16 protein-coding genes are annotated in these 24,478 nt (G+C 61.6%); 10 read left to right on the forward strand and 6 right to left on the reverse strand.

The genetic code is table 11. The features are described from left to right. Window positions 1-58: 58 nt before the first annotated feature. From D8U61_RS10560 to tpx, 5 genes are all read right to left on the reverse strand, one after another. Complete coding sequence (locus tag D8U61_RS10560) at window positions 59-1,528, reverse strand: efflux transporter outer membrane subunit (RefSeq protein ID WP_130926885.1); 1,470 nt, start codon at window positions 1,526-1,528, stop codon at window positions 59-61. Further along, the gene (locus D8U61_RS10565; protein ID WP_071172349.1) at window positions 1,525-4,632 is read right to left on the reverse strand and encodes an efflux RND transporter permease subunit; all 3,108 of its coding nucleotides are present in this window, start codon (window positions 4,630-4,632) and stop codon (window positions 1,525-1,527) included. The genes D8U61_RS10560 and D8U61_RS10565 overlap by 4 nt, the downstream gene beginning before the upstream one ends. A gap of 139 nt (window positions 4,633-4,771) precedes the next feature. Further along, complete coding sequence (locus tag D8U61_RS10570; protein WP_130926886.1) at window positions 4,772-7,873, reverse strand: MdtB/MuxB family multidrug efflux RND transporter permease subunit; 3,102 nt, start codon at window positions 7,871-7,873, stop codon at window positions 4,772-4,774. Further along, on the reverse strand, window positions 7,870-9,174 hold the full coding sequence (locus D8U61_RS10575) for an MdtA/MuxA family multidrug efflux RND transporter periplasmic adaptor subunit (protein WP_125916191.1): 1,305 nt from the start codon (window positions 9,172-9,174) through the stop codon (window positions 7,870-7,872). The genes D8U61_RS10570 and D8U61_RS10575 overlap by 4 nt, the downstream gene beginning before the upstream one ends. Before the next feature lie 174 nt (window positions 9,175-9,348). Next, window positions 9,349-9,849: a thiol peroxidase gene (tpx, locus tag D8U61_RS10580; protein WP_016774621.1), complete on the reverse strand. Its 501-nt coding sequence runs from the start codon at window positions 9,847-9,849 to the stop codon at window positions 9,349-9,351. 514 nt (window positions 9,850-10,363) lie between these two features. Here tpx and D8U61_RS10585 point away from each other — a divergent pair. The 10 genes from D8U61_RS10585 to D8U61_RS10630 all read left to right on the forward strand — a co-directional run bounded on the left by D8U61_RS10585 (window position 10,364) and on the right by D8U61_RS10630 (window position 23,261). Next, window positions 10,364-11,314, forward strand: coding sequence for a transporter (locus D8U61_RS10585; RefSeq protein ID WP_130926887.1), 951 nt, complete (start codon window positions 10,364-10,366; stop codon window positions 11,312-11,314). Between the two features lie 22 nt (window positions 11,315-11,336). Then, complete coding sequence (locus D8U61_RS10590; protein WP_130901990.1) at window positions 11,337-12,317, forward strand: MoxR family ATPase; 981 nt, start codon at window positions 11,337-11,339, stop codon at window positions 12,315-12,317. Continuing rightward, the gene (locus D8U61_RS10595) at window positions 12,314-13,249 is read left to right on the forward strand and encodes a DUF58 domain-containing protein (protein WP_016774618.1); all 936 of its coding nucleotides are present in this window, start codon (window positions 12,314-12,316) and stop codon (window positions 13,247-13,249) included. The genes D8U61_RS10590 and D8U61_RS10595 overlap by 4 nt, the downstream gene beginning before the upstream one ends. Beyond that, window positions 13,246-13,845, forward strand: a complete 600-nt coding sequence (locus D8U61_RS10600; protein WP_130926888.1) for a DUF4381 domain-containing protein — start codon at window positions 13,246-13,248, stop codon at window positions 13,843-13,845. The genes D8U61_RS10595 and D8U61_RS10600 overlap by 4 nt, the downstream gene beginning before the upstream one ends. Continuing rightward, window positions 13,832-14,824, forward strand: coding sequence for a VWA domain-containing protein (locus D8U61_RS10605; RefSeq protein ID WP_130926889.1), 993 nt, complete (start codon window positions 13,832-13,834; stop codon window positions 14,822-14,824). The genes D8U61_RS10600 and D8U61_RS10605 overlap by 14 nt, the downstream gene beginning before the upstream one ends. A gap of 1 nt (window position 14,825) precedes the next feature. Further along, a complete protein-coding gene (locus tag D8U61_RS10610; RefSeq protein ID WP_130926890.1) occupies window positions 14,826-16,406 on the forward strand; it encodes a VWA domain-containing protein in 1,581 nt (526 codons plus the stop codon). Next, the gene (locus D8U61_RS10615) at window positions 16,403-17,845 is read left to right on the forward strand and encodes a BatD family protein (protein WP_130926891.1); all 1,443 of its coding nucleotides are present in this window, start codon (window positions 16,403-16,405) and stop codon (window positions 17,843-17,845) included. Before D8U61_RS10610 ends, D8U61_RS10615 begins: the two co-directional genes overlap by 4 nt. Next, window positions 17,842-18,864, forward strand: a complete 1,023-nt coding sequence (locus D8U61_RS10620) for an HAD family hydrolase (RefSeq protein WP_130926892.1) — start codon at window positions 17,842-17,844, stop codon at window positions 18,862-18,864. Before D8U61_RS10615 ends, D8U61_RS10620 begins: the two co-directional genes overlap by 4 nt. Window positions 18,865-18,933: 69 nt before the next feature. Continuing rightward, on the forward strand, window positions 18,934-20,508 hold the full coding sequence (locus D8U61_RS10625) for an arylsulfatase (RefSeq protein ID WP_016774612.1): 1,575 nt from the start codon (window positions 18,934-18,936) through the stop codon (window positions 20,506-20,508). Between the two features lie 248 nt (window positions 20,509-20,756). Further along, window positions 20,757-23,261, forward strand: coding sequence for a fused MFS/spermidine synthase (locus D8U61_RS10630; RefSeq protein ID WP_130926893.1), 2,505 nt, complete (start codon window positions 20,757-20,759; stop codon window positions 23,259-23,261). Between the two features lie 474 nt (window positions 23,262-23,735). Here D8U61_RS10630 and D8U61_RS10635 read toward each other — a convergent pair whose 3' ends face one another. Then, on the reverse strand, window positions 23,736-24,413 hold the full coding sequence (locus D8U61_RS10635) for a DUF3313 domain-containing protein (RefSeq protein WP_016774611.1): 678 nt from the start codon (window positions 24,411-24,413) through the stop codon (window positions 23,736-23,738). Window positions 24,414-24,478: the final 65 nt, after the last annotated feature.

Below are 24,478 nucleotides of genomic sequence, written 5' to 3' on the forward strand. Positions count from 1 at the left end.
AGCCACCATCGTAGTTGCCTGACCCACCGCTTTCGCGAGCAAGCTCGCTCCCACAGGTTCAGCGGTTGTCGCTGACGTCCAGTTGGCCGTCCCAGCCGCCGCCCAGTGCGGCGATCAGTTGCACGCTGGCGATCAGTCGGTTCTGCAGAATATTCAGCACACTGCGTTCGTTGCTCAGCGCCGTGGCCTGCACAACGACTACGTCGATATAAGCAATCAGGCCCGCCTTGTACTGGTTTTCCGTCAGGCGCAGGGAATCGCGGGCAGCATCCAGCGCTTCCTGGCGCACTGCTGCTTCGTCTTCATACACCTTGAGCTGGACCAGGTAGTTTTCCACTTCGCGGAAACCGTCGAGAACGGTCTGGCGGTAGCGGGCGACGGTTTCGTCATAGGCCGCCTCGCTGCGGTCGACCTCGGCCGAACGAATGCCACCGTCGAACAGCGGCAAGGAAAGCTGCGGGCCGACCGACCAGAAACGGTTCGGCAGGCTGATCAGGTTTTTCGAGGTACTGCTGCTGTAGCCGCCGCTCAGGCTCAGGGTCAGGTCCGGGTAATACGCGGCTTTCGCCACGCCGATGTTGGCATTGGCGGCAATCACCGAGCGTTCGGCCGAAGCGATGTCAGGACGGCGTTCCAGCAGTTGTGAAGGCAAGCTCAGCGGTACCTGCGGCAGATTCGGGATGCTCTGGCTTTCGGCAATGCTGAAGTTGGCCGGTGCTTCGCCGGTAAGTACGGCAATAGCGTTTTCAAACTGTGCGCGCTGCCAGATCAGATCGACCAGATCGGCCTGGGTACTTTTCAACTGGGTTTGCGCCTGCGCCACCGCATCGCGCCCGGAAACCCCGGCGCGGTACTGGTTCTGGGTCATTTTCAGCGAGCGTTCATAAGCGGCAACGGTGGCCTCGAGCAAACGCTTCTGCTGATCGATGACGCGCAGTTGCAGGTAGTTCTGCACCAGTTCCGATTGCTGACTCAGACGCATCGCTGCCAGATCGGCAAAGCTCGCCTGGGCGTTGGCCTCGTCGGCCTCCAGGCCACGGCGCAGCTTGCCCCAGACGTCGGCTTCCCAACTGACGCCCAACTGCGCGTTATAAGTGTCGCGGATGCCGCTTGAGGAACTGCTCAGGCTCGAACTGCTGCTACCGGTGCCCTGACTCGAGCGGGTCTTGCCCAGACTCAGGTCGACGCTGGGGTAAAACGCCCCGCGTGCACTGCGCACCAAAGCCTGCGCCTGACGAAACTGCGCTTCGGACTGGGCAACGGTCTGGTTGGAGCTGTTGAGTTTTTCGATCAAGGCGTTGAGCTGTTGGTCGCCGTACAACTCCCACCAGGCGCCACGGGCCAGCGAGTCGCTGGGATTGGCCTGACGCCAGCCTTCGGCTTCCTTGAACTGAGCGATTTCGGCGGTTTGCGGGCGCTGGTAGTCCGGGCCGACTGCGCAAGCGCTGAGCAGCGCCACGCACAGTGACAGGCTCAACAGGCGCGAGCCGCGAACGGTGGCCAATTGGAGAAGCGAACGGTCAGTCATAGCGGAGTTTCCAGAGCGGCATCAGTGCGCACGCCACGCCATTTGTTGAAGCGATGGCGCAGCTTGTCGAGATAAAGGTAAACCACCGGGGTGGTGTAAAGGGTCAGGACCTGGCTGAACACCAGGCCGCCAATGATGGTCAGGCCCAGCGGCTGGCGCATTTCCGCACCCTCGGCACGGCCGAGCAGCAAGGGCAAGGCGCCGAGGATCGCGGCCAGCGTGGTCATCAGGATCGGCCGCAAGCGTTGCAGGCAGGCGCTGCGGATCGACTCCAGCGGCGACAGGCCCTGATGACGCTCCAATTGCAGCGCCAGATCGATCATCAGAATGGCGTTCTTTTTCACCACGCCGATCAGCAGGAATATCCCCAGCAGGGAAATCAGGCTGAACTCGCCCCCCAATGCATAGATCGACAGCAACGCGCCAACCCCGGCCGAGGGCAACGTCGAAAGAATGGTCAGCGGATGGATGTAGCTTTCATACAGCACACCGAGCACCAGATACACGGCCAGCAACGCACCGAGGATCATGAACGGCTGGCTCTTCTGCGTGGCCGCGAAGGCGTCAGCGGTGCCGGCCATTTTCGCAATTACATCCTCCGGCAGGCCGACCTTGGCGATCGCCCGTTCAATGGCGGCACTGCCCTGCTCTACGGTCACGCCTTCGGCCATGTCAAAGGAAATGCTTTCGGACGCGAACTGGCCTTCATGACTGACCCGGTCGTTTTCCAGGCTGTTTTCGTAATGGGCGAACGTCGACAGCGGCACCCGCGCACCGTCAGCGGTAATCACCTCGACCTGCTTGAGTGTCACCGGATCCTGGGCATATTTCGGATTGACCTCCATCACCACCTGATACTGGTTGAGGCTGTCGTAGATCGTCGAAATCTGCCGCTGGCTGTAGGCGTTATTGAGCACGGCGGTGACCATGTTCATGTCGACACCCAGGCGTTTGGCCTGATCCCGGTCGACAATCAGCGTCACCTGTTGCGCCCCGGCACCTTCGCGGGCATCGATGGCGGTCAGCTCGGGCAAGGCACGCAACGCGGTGACCACTTTCGGGAACCATTTGCGCAGCTCGGCGAGGTCGCCGCTTTGCAGAATGTAGGTGTATTGCGAACTGGTCTGCTCGCGGCCGCCACCAAACTGCAGATCCTGGTCGGCCATCAGCATCAACTGCGCCCCTGGCACCTTGGGCATTTCCTTGCGCAGGCGTTCTATGACCTTCTGCGCTGAAAGCTGGCGCTCCTTGATCGGCTTCAGGCGCACGATCATGAAGGCGTTGTTGGTGCCGTTGTTGCCGCCGATGAACCCGGCCACGCTTTCCACCGCTTCATCCTTGAGTACGGCGCGGCGGAAGGTTTCCATTTTCGGCTGCATGACGTTGAACGACAGACCGTCGTCGCCACGCACGAAACCGATCAACTGGCCGGTGTCCTGTTGCGGCAGGAAGGTTTTCGGCACCACCACATAAAGCGCAATGTTGACGCCAACGGTGAGCAGCAGACTGAACAAGGTCAGACGCCGATGACGCAATACCCAGTCGAGGCTGGTGGCGTATTTGCCAACCATCCAGTCGTTGGTCTTGTGGCTCCAGCGTTGCAAGCGGTTTTCCTGGCCCGGGGTGTGCGGCTTGAGCCAGCGCGCGCAGAGCATCGGTGTCAGCGTCAGGGAAACCACCAGCGACACCACGATTGCCGCCGCCAGGGTGATGGAAAATTCGCGAAACAGGCTCTCGACCAGCCCGCCCATGAACAGGATCGACAGGAACACCGCCACCAGCGAGACGTTCATCGACAGCAGGGTAAAGCCGACTTCCTTGGCCCCGAGGTACGCCGCCTGCATCGGTTTGACGCCTTCGTCGATGTGCCGGGAAATGTTTTCCAGCACCACGATGGCGTCGTCCACCACCAGACCGGTGGCGAGAATCAGCGCCATCAGCGACAGGTTGTTCAGCGAGAACCCGTACAGGTACATCACCGCAAAGGTACCGACCAGCGACACCGGCACCGCCAGGGTCGGGATCAGCGAGGCGCGGAAGTTACCCAGAAACAGGTACACAACCAGCACCACCAGGGCGACGGCGATCAGCAAGGTCATCTCGGCTTCATGCAGCGTGGCCTTGATCACTGGCGAGCGATCCATGGCCAGATTGAGTTTGACGCTGGCCGGCAGCACCGCTTGCAGCGCGGGCAACTGCGCCTTGATCTCGTTGACCGTCTCGATGATGTTAGCGCCGGCCTGACGGTTGATCACCAGCAATACCGCCGCGTCGTCGTTGAAGAAACCGCTGTTGTAACGGTCTTCGACGCCATCGCTGACTTTCGCCACATCCTTGAGACGCAATGCGGCGCCGTCGGCGTAGTGAATGATCAGCGACTCGTAATCCTTGGCTTTCTCCAACTGGTCGTTGGCCTGGATCTGCCACAGGCGCTCGCCGTCCTCGACCGAGCCCTTGGGCCGCCGTACGTTAGCGTCGGCGATGGTCTTGCGCACATCGTCGAGGGCCACGCCGTACTGGTTCAGCGCCTGCGGTTCGAGCTCGATGCGCACCGCCGGCAGCGAACTGCCACCGATCTGCACTTCACCAACGCCCTGCACTTGCGACAGGCTTTGCGAGAGGATGGTCGAGGCCAGGTCGTAGAGCTGGCCTTTTTCCAGCACATCCGAAGTCAGCGACAGCACCATGATCGGCGCCTGCGACGGGTTGACCTTTTTATAGGTCGGCATGCTGCGCATCCCGCTCGGCAGCAGATTGCGCGAAGCATTGATCGCCGCCTGCACCTCCCGCGCCGCGCCGTTGATGTCGCGGTCGAGGTCAAATTGCAGAATCACCCGCGTCGAACCCTGACTGGAACGGCTGCTCATGGTATTCACGCCGGCAATTGCACCGAACGACCGCTCCAGCGGCGTCGCCACCGTCGAAGCCATCACCTCGGGACTGGCGCCCGGCAGACTGGCCTGAACCACGATCACCGGGAAGTCCATCTGCGGCAGCGGCGATACCGGCAACAGACCGAAGCTGACCCCGCCGAGCAACATGATTGCCAGGGAGAGCAGCATGGTTGCTACGGGGCGTTTGATGAAGGGACCTGAAAGATTCATGCGCTCCAGCCCCTACCGCCGAACCCTGTGGGAGCGAGCTTGCTCGCGAATGCGGTATTACATTCAACATTGAAAGTGACTGACCCACCGCTTTCGCGAGCAAGCTCGCTCCCACAAGGGATATGTGCTGATTGAGGGGTCATACCGCGACCTCGTCACCTTCGGCTTTGGCTTTGCCAAAGCGCCTTCCGAGGCGGTCGAAGTACAGGTAAATCACCGGCGTGGTGAACAGCGTCAACACCTGGCTCACCAGCAAACCGCCGACCATCACCAGACCCAACGGCTGACGCAGTTCCGCGCCAGACCCCGTGGCCAGCATCAGCGGCACCGCGCCGAACAACGCGGCCAGTGTGGTCATCAGAATCGGCCGAAAACGCAGCAGCGCCGCTTGATAGATCGCCTCTGCCGGGGCCATGCCCTGGGTGCGTTCGGCGTCGAGGGCGAAGTCGATCATCATGATCGCGTTCTTCTTGACGATACCGATCAGCAGGATGATGCCGATGATCGCGATCATGCCCAAATCGTTGCCACTGAGCAGCAATGCCAGCAAGGCGCCGACCGCTGCCGACGGCAAGGTCGAAAGAATGGTGATCGGGTGGATGTAGCTCTCGTAGAGCACGCCCAGCACGATGTACATGGTCACCACCGCCGCCAGAATCAGCAGCAAGGTACTCGACAGCGAAGCCTGAAACGCCTGCGCCGCGCCTTGGAACTGAGTCTGCACGCCGACCGGCATGCCGATGTCCTGCTGCACTTGCTCGATGATGTCCACGGCATGCCCCAACGCCACGCCCGGCGCGAGGTTGAACGACATCATCACCGCTGGAAACTGGCCGATATGGGTGATCGCCAATTGCGCCTGACGTTCTTCGACATGCGCCAGACTCGACAGACGCACCTGCGCGCCGTCGGTGGTCTTGACGTGAATCTGATCCAGCGCCTGCGGGCCGATCTTTTCCCCGGCCTGGGCTTGCAGCACCACGCGGTACTGGCTGGCCTGGGTGTAAATGGTCGAAATCTGCCGCTGGCCGAACGCGTCGTAAAGCGCATCGGTGATATTCGCCACCGACACGCCAAGGCGCGATGCGGCGTCGCGGTCGATCACCAGATAGACCTGCAAGCCTTTGTCTTGCAAATCACTGGCCACGTCGGTCAACTCCGGACGCTGCGCCAGGGCTTCGACCAGACGTCCGCTCCACTGGCTGAGCAATTCGGAGTCCGGCGAAGACATGCTGAACTGATACTGGGTGCGGCTGACCCGATCCTCGATGGTCAGGTCCTGCACCGGCTGCATGAACAGCCGAATGCCGACCAGTTTGTCCAGTTGCGGTTGCAGGCGGGAAATCACTTCGCTGGCGGTCAGATCGCGCTCGCCGTGGGGCTTGAGGTTGATCAGCAAGCGGCCGCTGTTGAGCGTGGCGTTGTCGCCGTCGACGCCAATGTAGGACGACAGGCTCTGCACCGCCGGATCTTCGAGAATGATCTTCGCCAGTTGCTGCTGCCGATCTCCCATCGCCGCGAAGGAGATCGACTGCGGCGCTTCGGAAATTCCCTGAATCACCCCGGTGTCCTGCACCGGAAAGAAACCCTTCGGCACGATCACGTACAGGAACACGGTCAACGCCAGTGTGCCGATGGCGACCAGCAAGGTCAGCGGCTGATGCTTGAGCACCCAGCGCAGCATCCGCCCGTATTCCTTGATCATCCAGTCGATGAACGCACCGCTGGCGCGATAGAAACGGCCTTGCTCGTGTTCCTGCGGTTCACGCTTGAGCAGGCGCGCGCACATCATCGGCGTCAGGGTCAGCGACACCACCAGGGAAATCAGGATTGCCACCGCCAGGGTAATGGCGAATTCCCGGAACAGGCGCCCCACCACGTCGGCCATGAACAGCAGCGGAATCAGGACGGCGATCAGCGACAGGGTCAGGGAAATCAGGGTGAAGCCGATCTGTTTCGCGCCCTTGAGCGCGGCCTGCATCGGGCTGTCACCCTCTTCGATGAAGCGCGAAATGTTCTCGAGCATGACGATGGCATCGTCGACCACGAAGCCGGTGGCAATGGTCAGCGCCATCAACGTCAGGTTGTTCACCGAGAAACCGGCGAGGTACATCACGCCAAAGGTGCCGATCAGCGACAGCGGCACGGCAACCGAGGGAATGATCGTCGCACTGGCGCGGCGCAGAAACAGGAACGTGACCATGACCACCAGCGCGATAGCGATCAGCAGTTCGTGTTGCACGTCGGTGACCGAGGCACGGATGGTCTGGGTGCGGTCTGTCAGCACCGTGACGTCGAGGCCGGCCGGCAGGTTGTCGGTGATGCTTGGCAGCAAGGCCTTGATGCGATCGACCACTTCGATGACGTTGGCGCCCGGCTGACGCTGGATGTTCAGCAGCACCGCCTGATTCTGGTTGGCCCACGCGGCCAGACGCTCGTTCTCGGCGCCATCGACGATTTCCGCGACGTCCTTGAGCCGCAACGGTGCGCCGTTCTTGTAGGTCAGGATGAGGTTGGCGTAGTCCTCGGGCGAGGTCAGTTGGTCGTTGGCATCGAGCATCGACACCCGGGTCGGGCCATCGAAGTTGCCTTTCGGCTGGTTGACGTTGGAGGCGCCGATCAGCGTGCGCACGTCCGACAGGTTGAGGCTGTTGGCCGCGAGCGCTTCGGGGTTGACCTTGATTCGTACCGCCTGACGCTGGCCACCAGCGATGCTGACCATGCCGACGCCGCTGATCTGGGCGATCTTCTGCGCCATGCGCGTATCGACCAAGTCATTGAGCTTGGGCAGCAGCATGGTTTTCGAAGTGATGGCCAGGGTCAGCACCGGGGTGTCCGCCGGGTTGACCTTGTTGTACACCGGCGGCGCCGGCAGGTCGGTCGGCAGCAGGTTGGTCGCGGCATTGATCGCGGCCTGCACCTGCTGCTCGGCGACGTCCATGTTGATGTCGAGGCTGAAACGCAGGGTCAGCACCGAAGCGCCGCCGGAGCTGGTCGAAGCCATTTGCGTCAGGCCCGGCATCTGCCCGAACTGGCGTTCAAGCGGCGCGGTGACGGCGCTGGTCATTACGTCCGGACTGGCGCCGGGGTACAAGGTCATGACGCGGATGGTCGGGTAATCGACCTGCGGCAAGGCCGAAACCGGCAGCAGGCGATAAGCGATCAGGCCGGCCAGGACAATGGCCAGCATGCTCAGGGTGGTGGCTACCGGACGGAGGATGAACAGCCGCGAAATGTTCATGCGCCCTTCTTGGCCTTATCGGCTGTGGTCGCATCGGGATTGGCGGCGGATTTACCTTGCAGGTGCTCGGTCGGCGATGTCGGCACTTCGCTGCTGTCATTGACCACTTCGACTTCGCTGCCCTCCTTCAGGCGATCGGTGCCTTCAAGCACAACGCGATCGCCAGCGGCGAGGCCTTCGGTGACCACGGTGTTGTCACCGTCGCTGGCACCGATTTTCAGTTGACGAATGGTGACTTTCTTGTCGCCGTCCAGCGCATAGACGAACGTGCCGTTGGTACCGAACTGGATCGCTGCCGACGGCGCCAGCACTACACCTTTGAGCGTGTCGGCCAGCAGGTGGACGTTGACGAACTGGTTGGGGAACAGCGACTGGTCACGGTTATCGTAACGGGCCTTGAATTTCAGGGTGCCGGTGGCCACGTCGATCTGGTTGTCGAGGCTTTGCAGCACGCCAGTGGCTTGGAGCTTGGTGTCGCCGCGATCCCACGCTTCGGCAGGCAACTTAGCGCCGCTGCGGTAACGGGCCAGCACTGTGTCGAGGCTGTTTTCCGGCAAGGTGAAGGCCACACTGATCGGTTGCGTCTGGGTGATCACCGCGAGGAACGTGGTGTCGTTGGCGGCGACGAGGTTGCCGACGTCGACCTGACGCAGACCGACGCGGCCGGCAATCGGCGCGCGGATCTTGGTGAATTCGAGATTGAGCTTGGCATCGTTGACCGCGGCCTGATTGGTCTTGACCGTGCCCAGATACTGGCCGACCAGCGCTTCGGCGGTGTCGAGGGTCTGTTTGGCGATGCTGTCTTCTTTATACAGCCCACGATAACGCTCGACGTCGACCTGGGCGTTTTTCAGTTGCGCCTGATTCTGCAGCAACGTGCCTTCGGCCTGGAGCAGAGCATTCTGGTAAGGACGCGGATCGATCTCGGCCAGCAGGTCGCCCGCCTTGACCATCTGCCCTTCTTCGAAATGAATCTTCACCAGTTCACCGCCCACCCGACTGCGGACGTTGATGGTATTGAGCGCAGTCACCGTGCCCAGCGCCTTGTAATACAGCGGGAAGTCGCCTTTCACCGCCGGCGCCACGCGCACCGGAATCGGCCCGGTACCGCCGCCGAAGCCCGGCCGCATCATCCCCGAACGCCCGGTATGCCCGGCGGCCGCTTTGTCGCCGCCCGCCTTGTCAGCAGACCCGGTGGGCCAGAATTTCCAGCACAGGACAGCGATGACCAACAGGACCAGCAGGCTGATCAGCCAGCGACGGGATTTGCGGGGGGACGATTGCATGGAGTTATTGACCATTGGGCGCGTGGGCTTCTATTACGGGAGGCTGAACGATAAGCACTGAGTGGATTTAAGCAAAGCAGCTTTACCGGCAATTTACCTTCCACTTACGTTTCAAGGTGTGAGGCAAAACCCTGATACACAAATGAAAACGGCCTGGACAGGGCCAGGCCGTTAACAATTGTAAAAGCCTTACTTGAGAACGGACAGTGCCGCTTCGTAGTTAGGCTCCTCAGCGATTTCCTTGACCAGTTCGCTGTGCAGGACGGTGTCATTTTCGTCCAGCACCACAACCGCGCGAGCGGTCAGGCCTTTCAGCGGGCCGTCAGCAATGGCCACGCCGTAGTTTTCGATGAACTCGCTGCCGCGCAGGGTCGACAGGTTCTGTACGTTTTCCAGGCCTTCGGCGCCGCAGAAGCGCGCCTGGGCGAACGGCAGGTCAGCGGAGATGCACAGCACCACGGTGTTGCTGATGTCGTTGGCCTGGGCGTTGAACTTGCGCACGGAGGTGGCGCAGGTCGGGGTGTCGACGCTTGGGAAAATGTTCAGGACTTTGCGCTTGCCGGCGAAGTCTTTCAGGGTGACGTCGGACAGATTGCCGGCTACCAGGGAAAAGGCTGGCGCCTTGGAACCGGCTTGTGGCAACTGGCCGTTGACTTGAACCGGATTGCCTTTGAGGGTGACTTGAGCCATGACTTGAGTCCTTCTGTTTTTTGATTGGAAAGCATGCAAGAGGCGGAAGTTAACCACGAAATCGGCTGGCGACCTATGCCCCGTTGGAAATTGTTGGGCGCTCCACGGCGAGATTGTATACAAGTCCTGTGGGAGCGAGCCTGCTCGCGAAATCGGGTATCGATATCAGAAACGTGTGTCAACTCGGCTACCGCTTTCGCGAGCAGGCTCGCTTCCACAGAAGTTTGCAGTGCCGCCCCAACCACCTTCGATTAAGCCCGGCTCCGACGATTGGAGGTGTGATATGTGCACCGCGTCCCCCGCACCAACGAATTAATTCCTTCGACTGGCTAACCCCCGATTAGCTGCTAGTTTCAGAAGGACGTGTCCTACAGGCTTGATAAGCAAAGGGATAACGCAGTAGCGGCGCGACAGTGCTCAGTTGTCCGGAAAAACACCATGGAATCGGGAAATGATCTGCAGTCGAGCCGGGAATAGAGGATTTCTGCCGCGGCCGGGTGGCGCGGCGTTCGCCATGCTCAAGCCACGGAGCGGGCGTCTCCTCCTCTTGCTGTGCTTGGGCGTCAGTCCATCGCTGTTCGCCGCAGAAGGTGGCGTCGGCCGGCCGATCACGGGCCAGCAAGTGTTCGCCAATGCTGGCATCGTGCCGCCGGAGCCGGGCTGGGTAATGTCGTTGACCAGCATCTGGTACGACGGCTCGCTCAAGGGCAGCGACGGCGCACCGATTTCCGGCGCGATCAGTGGCGGGATCGACATGAAAGTCTCCTACACCATGGCCAACTTCACCCATGTCTGGAACACCGGCAAGGGCCGCTGGAATTTCGCTTCGGCAATGGGCCTGCCGGTGCAATACACCGACATCAAGGCGAGCATCACCGGCCCGCGCGGGCGCACTTTGGGTGACAGCGATTCCGGCACCCAGTTTGCCGATGCGCTGATCACCCCGATCGCCGCTGGTTTTCACTTCGACGAACTCAATCATCTCTCGCTGTCGCTACCGATCTACGTGCCGACCGGCGCCTATAACAAGGATCGCCTGGCCAATCCCGGACAGAACAATTACACGTTCATGCCAACCGTGGCCTTTACCCACCTCGACGGCAAGGGCGGCGAGTTCACTTTGTCCAGCGGGCTGGAGTTCTACACCGAGAACGACGCTACCGACTATCGCAACGGCAACATCTTCACCCTCGACGCCCTCTGGACTCACGGCTTGGGCAATGGCTGGAACGCCGGACTTGCCGCCGGCTACGTGCAGCAACTGACCGACGACAAAGGCCAGACCGCCGATGTCTTCAATGGCTATCGCGGCCGTTCGGTCGGCGCCGGCCCGGTGGTTGGCTGGGCCGGAAAGTTCGCCGATGCCCAGGCCAATATCAGCGCGCGCTGGGTGCCGGAGTTCGACACCAAGAACCGCCCCGAAGGCAATGGTTTCAGCGTCAATCTGACCCTGGCGTTTTTCTAGACCCGGACACAAAGGACTGCCCATGACAGCGCTCACCGACCTCAACGCCCTGCAAGCCAGCATCGCCGAAGCGGTGCTCGGCCAGGATCAAGTCATCCGGCAGATTCTGCTCGGGCTGTTGGCCAATGGTCATTTGCTCCTGGAGAGCCTGCCCGGGCTGGCCAAGACACGCACGGTCAAGGCACTGGCCAAACACCTTGATGCCAAGATGAGCCGCATCCAGTTCACCCCCGACCTGTTGCCCTCGGACATCACTGGCGCCGAGGTGCTGCACCAGGTCGAGGGCAAGAACGAGATCCGATTCCAGCCCGGCCCGCTGTTCGGCAATCTGATCCTCGCCGACGAAATCAACCGCGCCCCGGCCAAGGTCCAGGCGGCGCTGCTCGAAGCCATGGAGGAACGCCAGATCACCGTCGCCGGCAACAGCCATGCGCTACCGGAGCTGTTCATCGTGGTGGCGACGCAGAACCCGATCGAGCAGGAAGGCACCTACCCACTGCCGGAAGCGCAGATGGACCGTTTTCTGATGAAGGTGCTGCTCGATTACCCCAGCGCCGAAAACGAAAGCCAGGTGCTGCGCCTGCTGCGCAACGAAGAGTTTGCCCAAGGTGCGAGCACCACGTCGGTGAAGAATTTCACTTTGGCGCAGGAGGTGATTTTTGCTGCGCGCAAGGAAGTCAGCGCGGTGCACGTTTCACCGGCCATCGACACTTACCTGATTGACCTGATCAACGCCACCCGCCACCCCGCCGACTACGACGAAGACCTCGCACGCTGGATCGCCATTGGTGCCAGTCCCCGTGGCGGCATTGGCCTGGACCGCTGCGCCCGTGCCGATGCGTGGCTGCAGGGGCAGGATTTCGTTTCGCCGGACAACGTCCGCGCCGTGGTCCATCCGGTGTTGCGCCATCGTTTGCAGCTGAGTTACGACGCCGTAGCCGATGGCGTCAGCGCCGATCAGGTGCTTGACCGGATTCTCGACAAAGTGGCGATTCCCGCATGAACGACGAAGGCTTGGTCTACGTCTCTCTGGCGCAATTGATGGCGCTGGAGTTCAAGGCCCGTGACCTGAGTTTTCTTGCCCGGCAGCCGCAGGGCAGCATCCTCGCCGGTAACCATGCTTCGCGGCTGCGCGGTCGCGGGCTGAATTTCGACGAGTTGCGCCGCTATCAACCGGGCGATGACCTGCGCCACCTCGACTGGCGCGCCTCGTTGCGTACCGGCAAACCGGTGGTGCGCACTTTCACCGAAGAACGCGACCGCCCGGCCCTGATCGTGGTCGACCAGCGCATGTCGATGTTCTTCGGCTCGCAGCGCAGCTTCAAATCGGCAGTCGCCGCCGAACTCGCCGCGCTGGCGGCGTGGATGGTTTTTCACGCCGGGGATCGGGTCGGCGGTCTGGTCTTCAACGACCAGCGTATCGACAGCATCGCGCCGTTGCGCAGTCGCAAGCGTGTCGAGGCACTGCTCAGCCGCGTGGTGCAGCAAAACCGCGCTCTGAATGCCGGTAATCCCGACGCCGAAGATGAAGACCAATTGGACAAGGCCTTGCAGCGCTGCCTCGGTGTGGCCGGGCACGACCACTTGATCTGCATCGTCAGCGACTTTGCCGGTGCCGGTGAACGCACCTTGCAATTGATGCGGCAGCTGTCGGCGCACAACGATGTGATTGCCTTGCAGGTCTATGATCCGCTGGCGCTGAAACTGCCGAACAACGGTCGCCTGCTGGTCACCCAAGGCGAGTTGCAGGTCGAACTGGCGATCGAGAAACGTAACGTGCATCAGCCGCTGGGGGATTTTCTCAGCGGGCGGCTCAAGGACGTCGCCAGCCTGCTGCGCCGCAGTCAGGTGCCGCTGATGATGATCAGCACCGCCGAGGACGCCCATGGGCAATTGCGCGCCGAACTGGGCAAAAGCGCAGGCGGCGCACGATGAACCCGAATATCCCCAGCATCGATCAGCTCAAGGAGCTGGCCCTTCCCGCGCCCGTCAGCTATGCGCCGCAAACCTGGGGCTGGTGGCTGTTGCTGGCGGTGCTGGTGCTCGCCGCGCTGTTGCTCGGCCTGCGCAGATACTGGCAATGGCGCCGCGACCGCTATCGCCGTGAAGCCCTTGCCCGACTGGCACAGTTGCGCGGCCGCAGCGACGACCTCAACGCCCTGCGCGAATTGCCTGAGCTGCTCAAACGCGTAGCCCTGTCCATGCCCACTCGATCGCGGCGCTGGAATGCATTCCCTGTGGGAGCGAGCCTGCTCGCGAAGACGTCAGCGCATGCAATACCTCGACCCACTGACACAGCGCTTTCGCTAGCAGGTTCGCTCCAACAAGGGCCGGCGGCGCTTGGCAGAGATGACTGGCAGGATTTTCTGCAACGGCACTGCAAAAACAGAATGCCTGCCGACTTCAGCACGCAACTGGCCCAACTCGCCTACGCGCCGGACCCCGTATTGCGCGCCATCCCCGCAGCGCAACGGCAAATGCTCTTCGACAGCTGCCAATACTGGGTGGAGCATCACCATGTGGCAGCTTGATTACCCCTGGTTGTTACTCCTGCTGCCGCTGCCCTGGCTGGCTTACCGTTTTTTGCCCGCCTACAACGAAGCCCGCAGTGCCGTGCGCGTACCGTTTTTCGGCGCGATGAGCCGCGCGGTCGGCGAAGCGCCAGGCACCGCGGGCAGTCGGCGCAATCGCTGGCAACTGCTGCTGAATGTGATGGTGTGGGCGCTGATTCTGCTGGCCGTGTCACGTCCGGTGTATGTCGAAAAGCCAATCGAACGCCAGCAACCGGTGCGCGACCTGATGCTCGCCATCGACCTTTCGCAGTCGATGGAAACCGAGGATTTCACTAACGCCCAAGGCGAAAAAATCAATCGCCTGGCGGCAGTCAAAGAAGTGGTGCAAGGCTTTATCGACAAACGCAAGGACGACCGCATCGGCCTGATCGTATTTGGCAACGGTGCCTATCCACAGGCTCCACTGACCCTCGATCACGCCAGCCTGTCGTTGTTGCTGGCGGATACCGGGATCGGCATGGCCGGCCCCAACACGGCGATCGGTGACGCGATCGGGCTCAGCCTGAAGTTGCTCGACAAGGCCCATGAGCAGGAAAAAGTCCTGATTCTGCTGACCGATGGCAACGACACCAGCAGCGCGATCACCCCGGATCACGCCGCCGAAATGGCGGCCAACAAAGGCGTGGTCATTCATACCATCGGCATCGGCGACCCCGACGCTTCCGGCGAAGCGAAGGTCAATCTGCAAGGCCTCGAACAGATCGCCAATACCACCGGCGGCCGCTTCTTCCGCGCCGAAGATCGCGCGGCACTGGATCAGGTCTACGCCACTCTCGACCAGCTCACCCCGCATCAGGTAAAAACACTCAGCCATCAACCGCAGCGAGAACTGTTCTACTGGCCGCTGGGTGCAGCATTGCTGTTGTTGGCGCTGTATCAGCTCGGCGCGTTGTTGAACCCGCGTCTGATGGATGCGCGGCAACGGCAGGAAGCCTGAGATGGAAATCAACCTCAGCGATTTCCACTTTCTGCGCCCGCTGTGGCTGTTGCTTGCGCTGTTCGGCGCAATGCTGCCACTGATCTGGCGTCGCAGCCGCGACCTGCAAAAACGCCTGCGCGGCAATATCGCCGAACACTTGCTGCCGCACTTGTTGATCACCCCGCAGGATCACCAGCGCTGGCGCCCGGTGCACCTGCTCTGTGCCCTGCTGATCCTCGGCGCACTCGCCGCGGCCGGGCCAACGTGGGAACAGGATCGCCCGGACTTTCTCGAGAACCGCGCACCACTGATCGTTGCCGTCGACCTTTCGCCGTCGATGGACGCCAACGATGTGCAGCCGACGCGGCTCGAGGCGGTCAAGCACAAGCTGCATGATCTGCTGCAACGTCGCGCCGCTGCGCGGACCGCACTGATCGCCTATGCCGGCAGCGCGCATCTGGTGTTGCCACCGACCGACGATCCGGCGCTGCTCGACAGTTTCATCCAGGCCCTGGGCACGGGCTTGATCGACAAACCCGGCAAGAACGTCGCCGCCGTGATCGATCAAGCGAAACGCTTGCTCAGCGCCGAGAACACCCCGGGCAGTCTGCTGCTGATGACTGACGGGGCCGATACCACGCAACTCGATGATCTGCAAAAACACCTCGACGGCAGTGCCTTGCAGGTTCTGGTTCTGGCGGTGGGCAGCGAAGACGCGGGCGTCATCACTACCGCCAGCGGCCAGCCGAAAATCGACAGCAGCGGACGTCCGGTGCTCGGCAGTTTCGATCAAGCGGCCCTCAAGCAATTGGCCTCGGCCGTCGACGCGCCGCTCGGCAGCCTGACCCTCAATAACGATGACCTGGAGTGGGTCGAGTTGCACGCCCGCCAACACTTCCGGAGCGCCAGCGCCGAACAGCGCGAATTGCACTGGAAGGACGCCGGTTACTGGCTCTGCTGGCCGTTGCTGTTACTGGCGCTGTTCAGCGTACGCAAAGGCTGGAGCGTCAACTGGATGCCGGCGCTGTTTTTGGCCGTAGGGTTGGGCTGGCCTGCGGCGCCGGCGCAGGCCAACGCCCTCACCGATGCGTTTTTTACCCGCGACCAACAAGGCCGCTGGGCGTTTGAGCATGATCGTCTGCCCGAGGCGGCGGCGCTGTTCGTCGACCCGTACTGGAAAGGCGTCGCGGCCTATCACGCTGCCGATTACGACTTGGCAATGGCGACCTTCGCCCGCCTGGACACGCCGCAGGCGTACTTCTACCTGGGCAACATTTACGTGCGCCGCTTCAAGTTCGATCAGGCGATTGCCGCCTACAGCCAGGCGTTGAAACTGCAGCCGCAATTTCCCGAAGCGAGCGCCAATCTGGCCTTGGCTCAGGCACTGCTCAAGGACACCGAAAGCGCAGAGAAAAACGCTCCGCAAACCAAACCCGATGAAGTCAAATTCGACAAGGCACCCGGTAAAGGTCAGAGCAAAAAGGTCGAGACCCAGCAAGCGGCGTCCGACGCGCTGTGGCTGGAGAACCTGACCACCTCGCCGGCGAAGTTTCTAAGGCAGAAATTCAGTCTGCAGGATCAGCAGGGAGATCGGCCATGAACCTCCGGCACCTGAGCGCCGCCATCGCTGGCAAGCCAGCTCCCACAGGGAATTTCTGTGTAGTTGCAAACTTTGTGAAGATTGCTGTGATTTGTGGGAGCTGGCTTGCCAGCGATGGCGGCAGAACAATCAGCGCAAAGCTCAGCGCCCTGCTGCTGACCAGCCTGCTGTCTCTGAATGTTTTTGCCGCCCCAGCGCAACTGAAGGTCCAGGCTCACCTCAACCCCAGCGAAGGCGCAATGGTCGGCGGTCTGGTCGAACTGCAACTCGACGTGCTCACCGACACCTGGTTCACCAGCGCCGCCACCCTGCCCGATCTGCAACTCGACGGTGCGCTGGTGATGCCGCCGAACGGCCAGGCGCAGCATCTGAACCAGACCATCGATGGCCAATCGTTCAATGGCTTGCGCTATAGCTATCTGATCACGCCCGACGTCGCGCGCAGTTTCGATATCCCGGCGCTGACCGTACGCGCCACACTGGGCCAGGCCACTGAAGAAATCAGCGCACAGAGCCAGCCGCTGAGTTTCAGCGCCGCCCAGCCGCCCGGTTTCGCGCCCGGGGAGACGCCTTTGGTCGCGAGTGGGTTGCGCTTGAAACAGATCATTACCAATTCGGCCACGCCGCTGAAAGTCGGCGACAGCGTCACCCGTGAGCTCACCCTGCAAGCCGATGGCGCGCTGGCGATGGCCCTGCCGATTCCGACCTTCAGTGATGTCGACGGCTTGAGTCGCTACGCGAAGACGCCACAAGTCACTGCGCTGGATGATGGTCGCGGCAATATCCTCGGCGGCCAACGTGTCGACAGCGCCAGCTATCGCATCGACAGCGCCGGCACTTACGCGCTGCCAGCCATCCGCGTGAAATGGTGGGATTCCGCTGCGAGGCACATCCGCAGCGCTGAGGTGCCGGCCGTGAGCTTCGAGGCCGCAGCCAACAACGCCTATAAGCCGGTGTTTTCGCTCGCCGAAGACCTCAGGCAACTGCAACAGAATCAATTGCACTTCTCCAGCCGCTGGCTGCTCTGGCTGGCGCTGGCGGTCGGCCTCGCCGTCGGTGTGTACTTGCTGCGGCCCGTCGCCGTTCACGCCCATCAACGCAGGCTCGCACATAAACGGGCGAAGCAATTGGCTTGGCAGCATTCGGCCGCTTTCGCCTGGCACCAGATCGCCCCGCAACTGCAAGCCAGGCCGGCGCAACTGACCGCGCTTTACCTGTGGCTGCGGCGTAGTCGTCTGGGCTTGAAACTCACGGGCGCCGGGCCACGTTTGCAGGGATTGTTACGTGGGCTTTACGGCCGTCAGTCTGCCGCCGATCAAACACTTGTTCAGCTTCGCCAATCGTTGTCTACGCTTCAAAGTCAGGTCGCCCGCCAACAGGCGAAACCCGCACCGGCCCTGCGCCCGCTCAACCCTGTGCATGAGAAGGATTTCACATGATCAACCCGTTGCTGCGTCGCCAACGTTTCGGTCTTGCCCTGCTGTTGGCACTGGTTCTGCCCCTGCTGGCACAGGCGAATGAACCGCTACCGTCATGGAACGACGGCCCGGCCAAAAAGAGCATTATCGAGTTCGTCCAGGCCGTGACCGACCAGAGCAGCAAGGACTTCGTCAAACCGGCCGATCGCATCGCCGTGTTCGACAATGACGGCACCTTGTGGAGCGAACAACCGGCGTACTTCGAATTGCTGTTTGCCTTCGACGAGGTCAAGCGCACCGCCGCACAACACCCGGAATGGAAAACCACCCAGCCGTTCAAGGCGGTGCTGGAAAATGATCACAAAGCCCTCGCCGCGTCGGGCATGGAGGGTTTGCTGCAGATCGTCGGCGCCACTCACGGCGGCATGACCACCGAAGCCTTCGATGACTACGCGAAAACCTGGTTCAGCCAGGCACGCCACCCGAAAACCGGCAAGCCCTACACGGAAATGATCTTCCAGCCGATGCTGGAAATGCTCGACTACCTGCGCAGCCAGAACTTCAAGACCTACATCGTTTCCGGTGGCGACACCGGCTTCATGCGCGCCTTCGCCGAGAAGGTCTACGGCATCCCTCCGGAACAGGTGATCGGTACCACGTTCGTCACCTCGTACCAGTTCAAGGACGGCAAAGCGTCGATCGTGCGCACGCCGAAAGTTGCGCACAACGACGACGGCCCGGGCAAACCGGTCAGCATCGACGCGGTCATCGGTCGGCGGCCGATCCTCGCCTTCGGCAACTCCGACGGCGACCTGCAGATGCTGCAGTGGACCGCCGCCGGGCCGGGCAAGCGCCTGATGGGGCTGGTGCACCACACCGATGTCAAGCGCGAGTGGGCTTATGACCGGCAATCGAATATCGGCCGACTCGACAAGGCCCTCGATGAAGCGAATTCCCGTGGCTGGACGGTGGTGGACATGGCGTCGGAATGGCGCCGTATCTATCCGTTCGATCCGCCGGCAACCGAGCAGGTGCAATAAGAAAGCGTAATGCAGGAGAGCAGTAAACGTTTGTCGCAAAAAACGACCCCCGTGCAAAGGAGCAGTCAGATGACTCGCATACGCAAGTGGCTACCGAAACTCGCCCTGGTGGCAACCTCGGTGATGGCGCTGTCGGCAACCGCCACAGCGGCTGAAAAACCCAACATTCTCGTGATCTTCGGCGACGACATCGGCCAGACCAACATCAGTGCCTATTCCATGGGCGTGGTCGGATACAAGACGCCGAATATCGACCGTATCGCCAAAGAAGGCATGATCTTCACCGATTACTATGCCGAAAACAGTTGCACGGCCGGACGCTCGTCGTTCATTACCGGGCAGACACCGTTGCGGACCGGCTTGTCCAAAGTCGGCATGCCCGGGGTCCCGGTGGGCTTGCAGCCACGCGATGTGACCATTGCCCAAGCGCTGAAAGCCCAGGGCTATGCCACGGGTCAATTCGGCAAGAACCACTTGGGCGACAAAGACGAATATCTGCCGACCAATCATGGTTTCGACGAGTTTTTCGGCAACCTGTATCACCTCAACGCCGAAGAGGAGCCGGAGCGTCCGTACTGGCCCAAGGATGATGCCGAGTTCGTCAAGGCCGCCTCGCCTCGCGGCGTGATCCACAGTTTTGCCGACGGCAAGATTGAAGACACCGGCGCGCTGACCAAGAAACGCATGGAGACCATCGACGACGAAACCACTGCGGCAGCGCAAGCGTTCATCGAGAAACAGGCCAAGGCGGACAAACCGTTCTTTGTCTGGATGAACACCACACGCATGCATGCCTTCACTCACGTGCGCGAATCCATGCAAGGCCAAAGCGGCATGGTCGGCAACGAATATGCCGATGGCATGCTCGAGCATGACGGCGACGTCGGCAAGCTGCTCAAGACACTGGATGACTTGAAGCTGACCGAGAACACCATCGTCGTCTACACCACCGACAACGGCCCGAACCAATGGTCGTGGCCCGACGCTGCAACGACGCCGTTCCGCAACGAGAAAAACTCGAACTGGGAAGGCGCCTATCGGGTACCGGCGATGATTCGCTGGCCGGGCAAAGTCAAGGCAGGCGAAGTGTCCACGCAGATGTTCTCCGGTCTGGACTGGTTCCCGACGCTGTTGGCCGCCGTGGGTGACACCGATATCAAGGACCGCTTGCTCAAGGGCGCCGACATCGGCGGCAAGAACTTCAAAGTGCACCTGGACGGCTATAACCAGCTGGACTACCTGACGGGTAAAACCGACAAGAGCGCGCGCAAGGAGTTCTACTACTTCAACGATGACGGTGCGTTGGTCAGCATGCGTTTCAACGATTGGAAACTGGTGTTCTGTGAGCAGCGCGCACCTGGCGGACTGCAGGTGTGGAGCGAACCGTTCACCTGCCTGCGTGTGCCGAAAATGTTCAACCTGCGCATGGACCCGTACGAACGCGCCGATGTCGTGTCTGACCAGTACTATGACTGGCTGACGAAAAACGACTATCTGATTTTCGACGGTACCCGCCGCGCGGCGAAGTTCCTGCAGACCTTCGTCGACTATCCACCTAGCCAGCGTCCGGCGAGCTTCAGCATCGACCAGATCCGCGAGGACGTGGACCGCCGTATCGAAGAAAAAATGAAGAAAGCCCAGTAACACCGCTGTACCGCCGCTCGCCTTCATCGGCGGGCGGCCCTGTTTTCAACAAGCGACCGGGTCGGTTTCGTTCGCGAGCAGGCTCGCTCCCACAAGGTTTTCTGCGATCGTTCCCACGCTCTGCGTGGTAACGCAGCCCGGGACGCTCGGCGTCCAATGCCGAAGCGGATGCGCAGCGTCCAGTGAGGCATTCCCACGAAGAGCGTGGGAACGATCAACATCAGCCAATCCTTAACAAGGCTCACCGCATGTCCTCACGTATCGCCAGCAAGCCGTCGGCCATACCCGTTCCGCAAGTCGCGTCCACCACCTCAATGATCCCTGCCCTGCTGCTATGCATCTCCGGCGCGGCAGCGTTGGTCTATCAGGTGTTGTGGATCAAACAGCTGTCGCTGGTGGTCGGCGTCGAGGTCTACGCAATCACCACCGGCATCAGCGCGTTTTTCGCCGGGCTCGCGCTCGGCGGCTGGCTGTTCGGGCGCTGGGCCGATCGCTTGCAACAGCCGGTTCTGCTCTACGCCGGGCTGGAAGTACTGGTGGCGATACTCGGCGTTGGCGCGACAGTGGCAATGAGTCTGGCGGCCGGTGCGTTTGCCTGGTTGCAAGGTCATGTCGGCGTGCTCGCGTGGTTGCTGCCGTTTGCGCTGGTAGGCATTCCGGCGGTGTTGATGGGCGGGACCTTGCCGGTATTGGTGCGCTCACTGACGGCTGAGCCGGGCAAGGCCGGCGGTCAGTTGTATGCGGCGAATACGCTGGGCGCGATCGTAGGCACTTTGCTCGCCGCGTTCGTACTGATCGCCAGCCTCGGCGTGCGCGGCAGTGCGCTGTTCGCCGCGATGCTCAACCTGCTCGCCGCGGCCGGTGCGCTGTGGTTGCAGCGCCAACAGCCAGTAGCGCTGGCCACACCGGTCAAACACGGCAACGCCAAAGCACCCGACCGCACTGCGCTATGGCTCTACGCGATCGCCGGGGGTGTGGCGTTGGGTTATGAGGTGGTCTGGTCGCAATCGATCGTGCAGTTCATGAGCACGCGCACCTATGCGTTTGCTGTGGTGCTGGCGACTTACCTGACCGGGCTGTTTATCGGCAGCGCCCTGCTCGCCCGTCGCGTCGAGCGCATTCGCGACCCATGGGGCGTATTCGGCTTGTTGATTGCCGGTGCAGGCCTGCTTGCGCTGCTGGAGATCGCCGTGCTCGGCCGCTGGCTGGTGCTCGCGCAGAGCCATGCGGAAACCTGGCTGCTGAGTCTGGGCGTCAGCGAGCTGGCCGGCATGAGCGCACGCTTTGCCGTGGCGGCGCTGAGCATCGTGTTTGTGCCGACCCTGCTGCTCGGCGCGGCGTTTCCTCTGGCGCTGCGCCTGAGTGTCGGCAGCGAACGTGTGGGCCGCGATGTCGGCGCCGTTGTCGCGTTCAACACCCTGGGCGGGATCATCGGTGTGATGCTTTGCGGCTTCGTATTGATTCCCTTGCTGGGCCTTGTGCGCACCCTCGGCCTACTGGCGCTCGTCGCAGCGACAATCGGTTATCTGGCGGTGCGCAAGGGCCATGGCGTGGCGAAAGGTCGGCGCCAGGCCGTGGTCGCACTAGGTCTGGTTTGCCTAACGGTCGCGGTACTGACCCCAGCCGACAAACTGGCCAGCCTGTTGCCCGGCGCACGCAACGGCACGCTGGCCTTCTACGAGGAAGGACGCGGCGGCACGGTCGCGGTGGTCACTCAGGGACGTGGCGAAAACACCTTCCACCGTTTGTACATCCAGGGCGTGTCGAACACCGGCGATGCCATGCCGTCGCTGCGCTACATGCGCATTCAGGCACTGCTGCCGCTGCTGATCCACAACGGTGAACCGCGCTCGACCCTGGTGATCGGCTTCGGCACCGGCATCACCGCAGGCGCCATGCTGCGCTATCCGGATCTGGAACATCGCGTGGTTGCCGAATTGCTGCCATCGGTGGTGAAAGCGGCGCCCCTGTTCAAGGGCAACTTCAATGCCGCCAGCGATCCCGGCGTCGACGTTCGCCTGCGCGACGGTCGCCAGGAACTGCTGCGCAGTGCACAGACCTACGACGTGATCACCCTGGAACCGCCACCGCCCTCCGCTGCCGGCGTTGTCAATTTGTATTCGCGGGACTTCTACCAGCTGGCCGCCAGTCGCTTGCAGGATCAGGGCATCGTTGCGCAGTGGCTGCCGCTGCCGACGCAGAATATCGACGACTCGCGCTCACTGGTGCGCAGCTTCCTCGACGTGTTCCCGCATGCCTCGCTGTGGACCAGCGAGTTTCACGAAATGCTGCTGGTTGGCTCAATGAAACCGATGCAACTGGACGCCGCGAAAATCACCGCGCGCTTCCAACAGGACAGCGTACGCAACACCTTGCAGGACGTCGGCATCGGCTCGGCGGCGGCGCTGCTGGCCACCTGGGTCACCGATCGCACCGGCCTGGAGCGCTTCGCCGCCGATGCACCGGCAGTGACTGATGATCAGCCGCGCATCGAATACGCGCCGTGGGTACGCAGCAAGGAAATCACCCGCGTGCTACCGGCGCTGCTTGACTTGTATCAGCCACCTACACTGGTCAATGCCGATGCCGGGTTCAGTGAACGCATGGAAACGCATCGGCAGCGGTTGATGCAGTTTTATCGGGCAAGCCTGCACGCCTACGACGGCGATCGGGACGCCTGGGGGCGGGATATCCGGGAAGTGATGCAAGGGGATCGGGCGAACCCATATTTTCGCTGGTTTGTCGGGCAGTAAGGCGGGGACTGACAGGATGCCTTCGCGAGCAGGCTCGCTCCCACAGAAAAGCAGAGCAGCGCAGCTGCCCGCGGCGAAGCCGCCCCACTCAACAATGAGCGTTAGCTCGAGTGCTTTTGATCTTGATCCACCGGCGACGTCGGAAGGCTGAGCGGAGGGATTGATCCGGGGGTGGGAGCGTAGCGACCGTCTGGCGCAGCCAGACACAGCGGAAGGAGGTGCAGCGAAGCAAACCGTAGCCGCTGCGCCCGGATCGATCCCGCAGCGAAGGAACCCGAGCCTGCGAGGGCCGAACGTAGGAGCAAGCCTTTTTGGGTACTTTTTCGGCGTTTGGAAAAAGTGCCTCGCCGTAAGGGCGAAACCGTAATCAGCAACACCCGCAGCAACGGATATGTACCCAAAAAACCAGGAGGCAGGCCCCACCAAAATAGCGGGAGCCAGCCTGCTCGCAAAGAGGTGTCAAGCCTCACGACATCACTTGGCCTCGGACTTGAGCTTCAGATACGTCTGATGCATGTCACTCGCCCAACCATCGATCACCGCTTTGACATCAGTGGCTTTCATCACCTGCGAGGAATTTTCCAGCGGCTGACCGGTGCCCTTGCGCACCACTTGAGCCACCACCTTGTTACTGCTGCCGTCGAGGAACACCGCCTCAGTGGCCAACGTGGTTTCCTGATCGCGAATACCGGTGGCCGTACTCACCGCAGCAGCAACCAGCGCAATCGGAATCACCTCATACACATGCAGGCCTTCGGTCTTGCTGCTCACCGCAGTGATCGCCGGCCGTATCACGATGACGCCAGGCCCCGGGCCGGTGGCCAGCGGCAGCGACTTGCTCAGCTCACGCTTGAGCGCCTGATCGTAATAACTGGTGATGCCATTGAGGGTTTGCTGGGGGATTTTTTCCGTCGCTTGCGGCTTCGGATACAACTGGCTCGGTTCGACATAGACGCTGCTGAATTTGTTGATGTCGAGTTTCGGGTCCATCCAGCGCATCACCTCGGCACCCGACGGTGATTTGGTCTCCTTCAGTTGACTGTAATCCTTGAGAAAACCGGAGTACTGGTCTGGCTCGACGGTTTTGCTGGAACAACCCACCACACCCAGGGTGGCGATGCACAGCGTGCCCATCATTACGGCTAGCTTCATGCTGTAACTCCTGTCAGAAGGCCAAATCGTTTGCATAGGGGGAGTTACAGGTATAGCTAAAACCG

This window comes from Pseudomonas sp. Sample_14 (genome assembly GCF_004307515.1).
Lineage (GTDB): Bacteria > Pseudomonadota > Gammaproteobacteria > Pseudomonadales > Pseudomonadaceae > Aquipseudomonas > Aquipseudomonas atacamensis.

What these genes read in the sequence shown, in the direction of transcription:
- D8U61_RS10615 (WP_130926891.1), top strand. Translation starts at nt 16,403, where the DNA reads ATGAACCTCCGGCACCTGAGCGCCGCCATCGCTGGCAAGCCAGCTCCC.
- D8U61_RS10625 (WP_016774612.1), top strand. Translation starts at nt 18,934, where the DNA reads ATGACTCGCATACGCAAGTGGCTACCGAAACTCGCCCTGGTGGCAACC.
- D8U61_RS10570 (WP_130926886.1), bottom strand. Translation starts at nt 7,873, where the DNA reads ATGAACATTTCGCGGCTGTTCATCCTCCGTCCGGTAGCCACCACCCTG.
- D8U61_RS10600 (WP_130926888.1), top strand. Translation starts at nt 13,246, where the DNA reads ATGAACCCGAATATCCCCAGCATCGATCAGCTCAAGGAGCTGGCCCTT.
- D8U61_RS10575 (WP_125916191.1), bottom strand. Translation starts at nt 9,174, where the DNA reads ATGGTCAATAACTCCATGCAATCGTCCCCCCGCAAATCCCGTCGCTGG.
- D8U61_RS10630 (WP_130926893.1), top strand. Translation starts at nt 20,757, where the DNA reads ATGTCCTCACGTATCGCCAGCAAGCCGTCGGCCATACCCGTTCCGCAA.
- D8U61_RS10595 (WP_016774618.1), top strand. Translation starts at nt 12,314, where the DNA reads ATGAACGACGAAGGCTTGGTCTACGTCTCTCTGGCGCAATTGATGGCG.
- D8U61_RS10620 (WP_130926892.1), top strand. Translation starts at nt 17,842, where the DNA reads ATGATCAACCCGTTGCTGCGTCGCCAACGTTTCGGTCTTGCCCTGCTG.
- D8U61_RS10635 (WP_016774611.1), bottom strand. Translation starts at nt 24,413, where the DNA reads ATGAAGCTAGCCGTAATGATGGGCACGCTGTGCATCGCCACCCTGGGT.
- tpx (WP_016774621.1), bottom strand. Translation starts at nt 9,849, where the DNA reads ATGGCTCAAGTCACCCTCAAAGGCAATCCGGTTCAAGTCAACGGCCAG.
- D8U61_RS10610 (WP_130926890.1), top strand. Translation starts at nt 14,826, where the DNA reads ATGGAAATCAACCTCAGCGATTTCCACTTTCTGCGCCCGCTGTGGCTG.
- D8U61_RS10565 (WP_071172349.1), bottom strand. Translation starts at nt 4,632, where the DNA reads ATGAATCTTTCAGGTCCCTTCATCAAACGCCCCGTAGCAACCATGCTG.
- D8U61_RS10605 (WP_130926889.1), top strand. Translation starts at nt 13,832, where the DNA reads ATGTGGCAGCTTGATTACCCCTGGTTGTTACTCCTGCTGCCGCTGCCC.
- D8U61_RS10585 (WP_130926887.1), top strand. Translation starts at nt 10,364, where the DNA reads ATGCTCAAGCCACGGAGCGGGCGTCTCCTCCTCTTGCTGTGCTTGGGC.
- D8U61_RS10560 (WP_130926885.1), bottom strand. Translation starts at nt 1,528, where the DNA reads ATGACTGACCGTTCGCTTCTCCAATTGGCCACCGTTCGCGGCTCGCGC.
- D8U61_RS10590 (WP_130901990.1), top strand. Translation starts at nt 11,337, where the DNA reads ATGACAGCGCTCACCGACCTCAACGCCCTGCAAGCCAGCATCGCCGAA.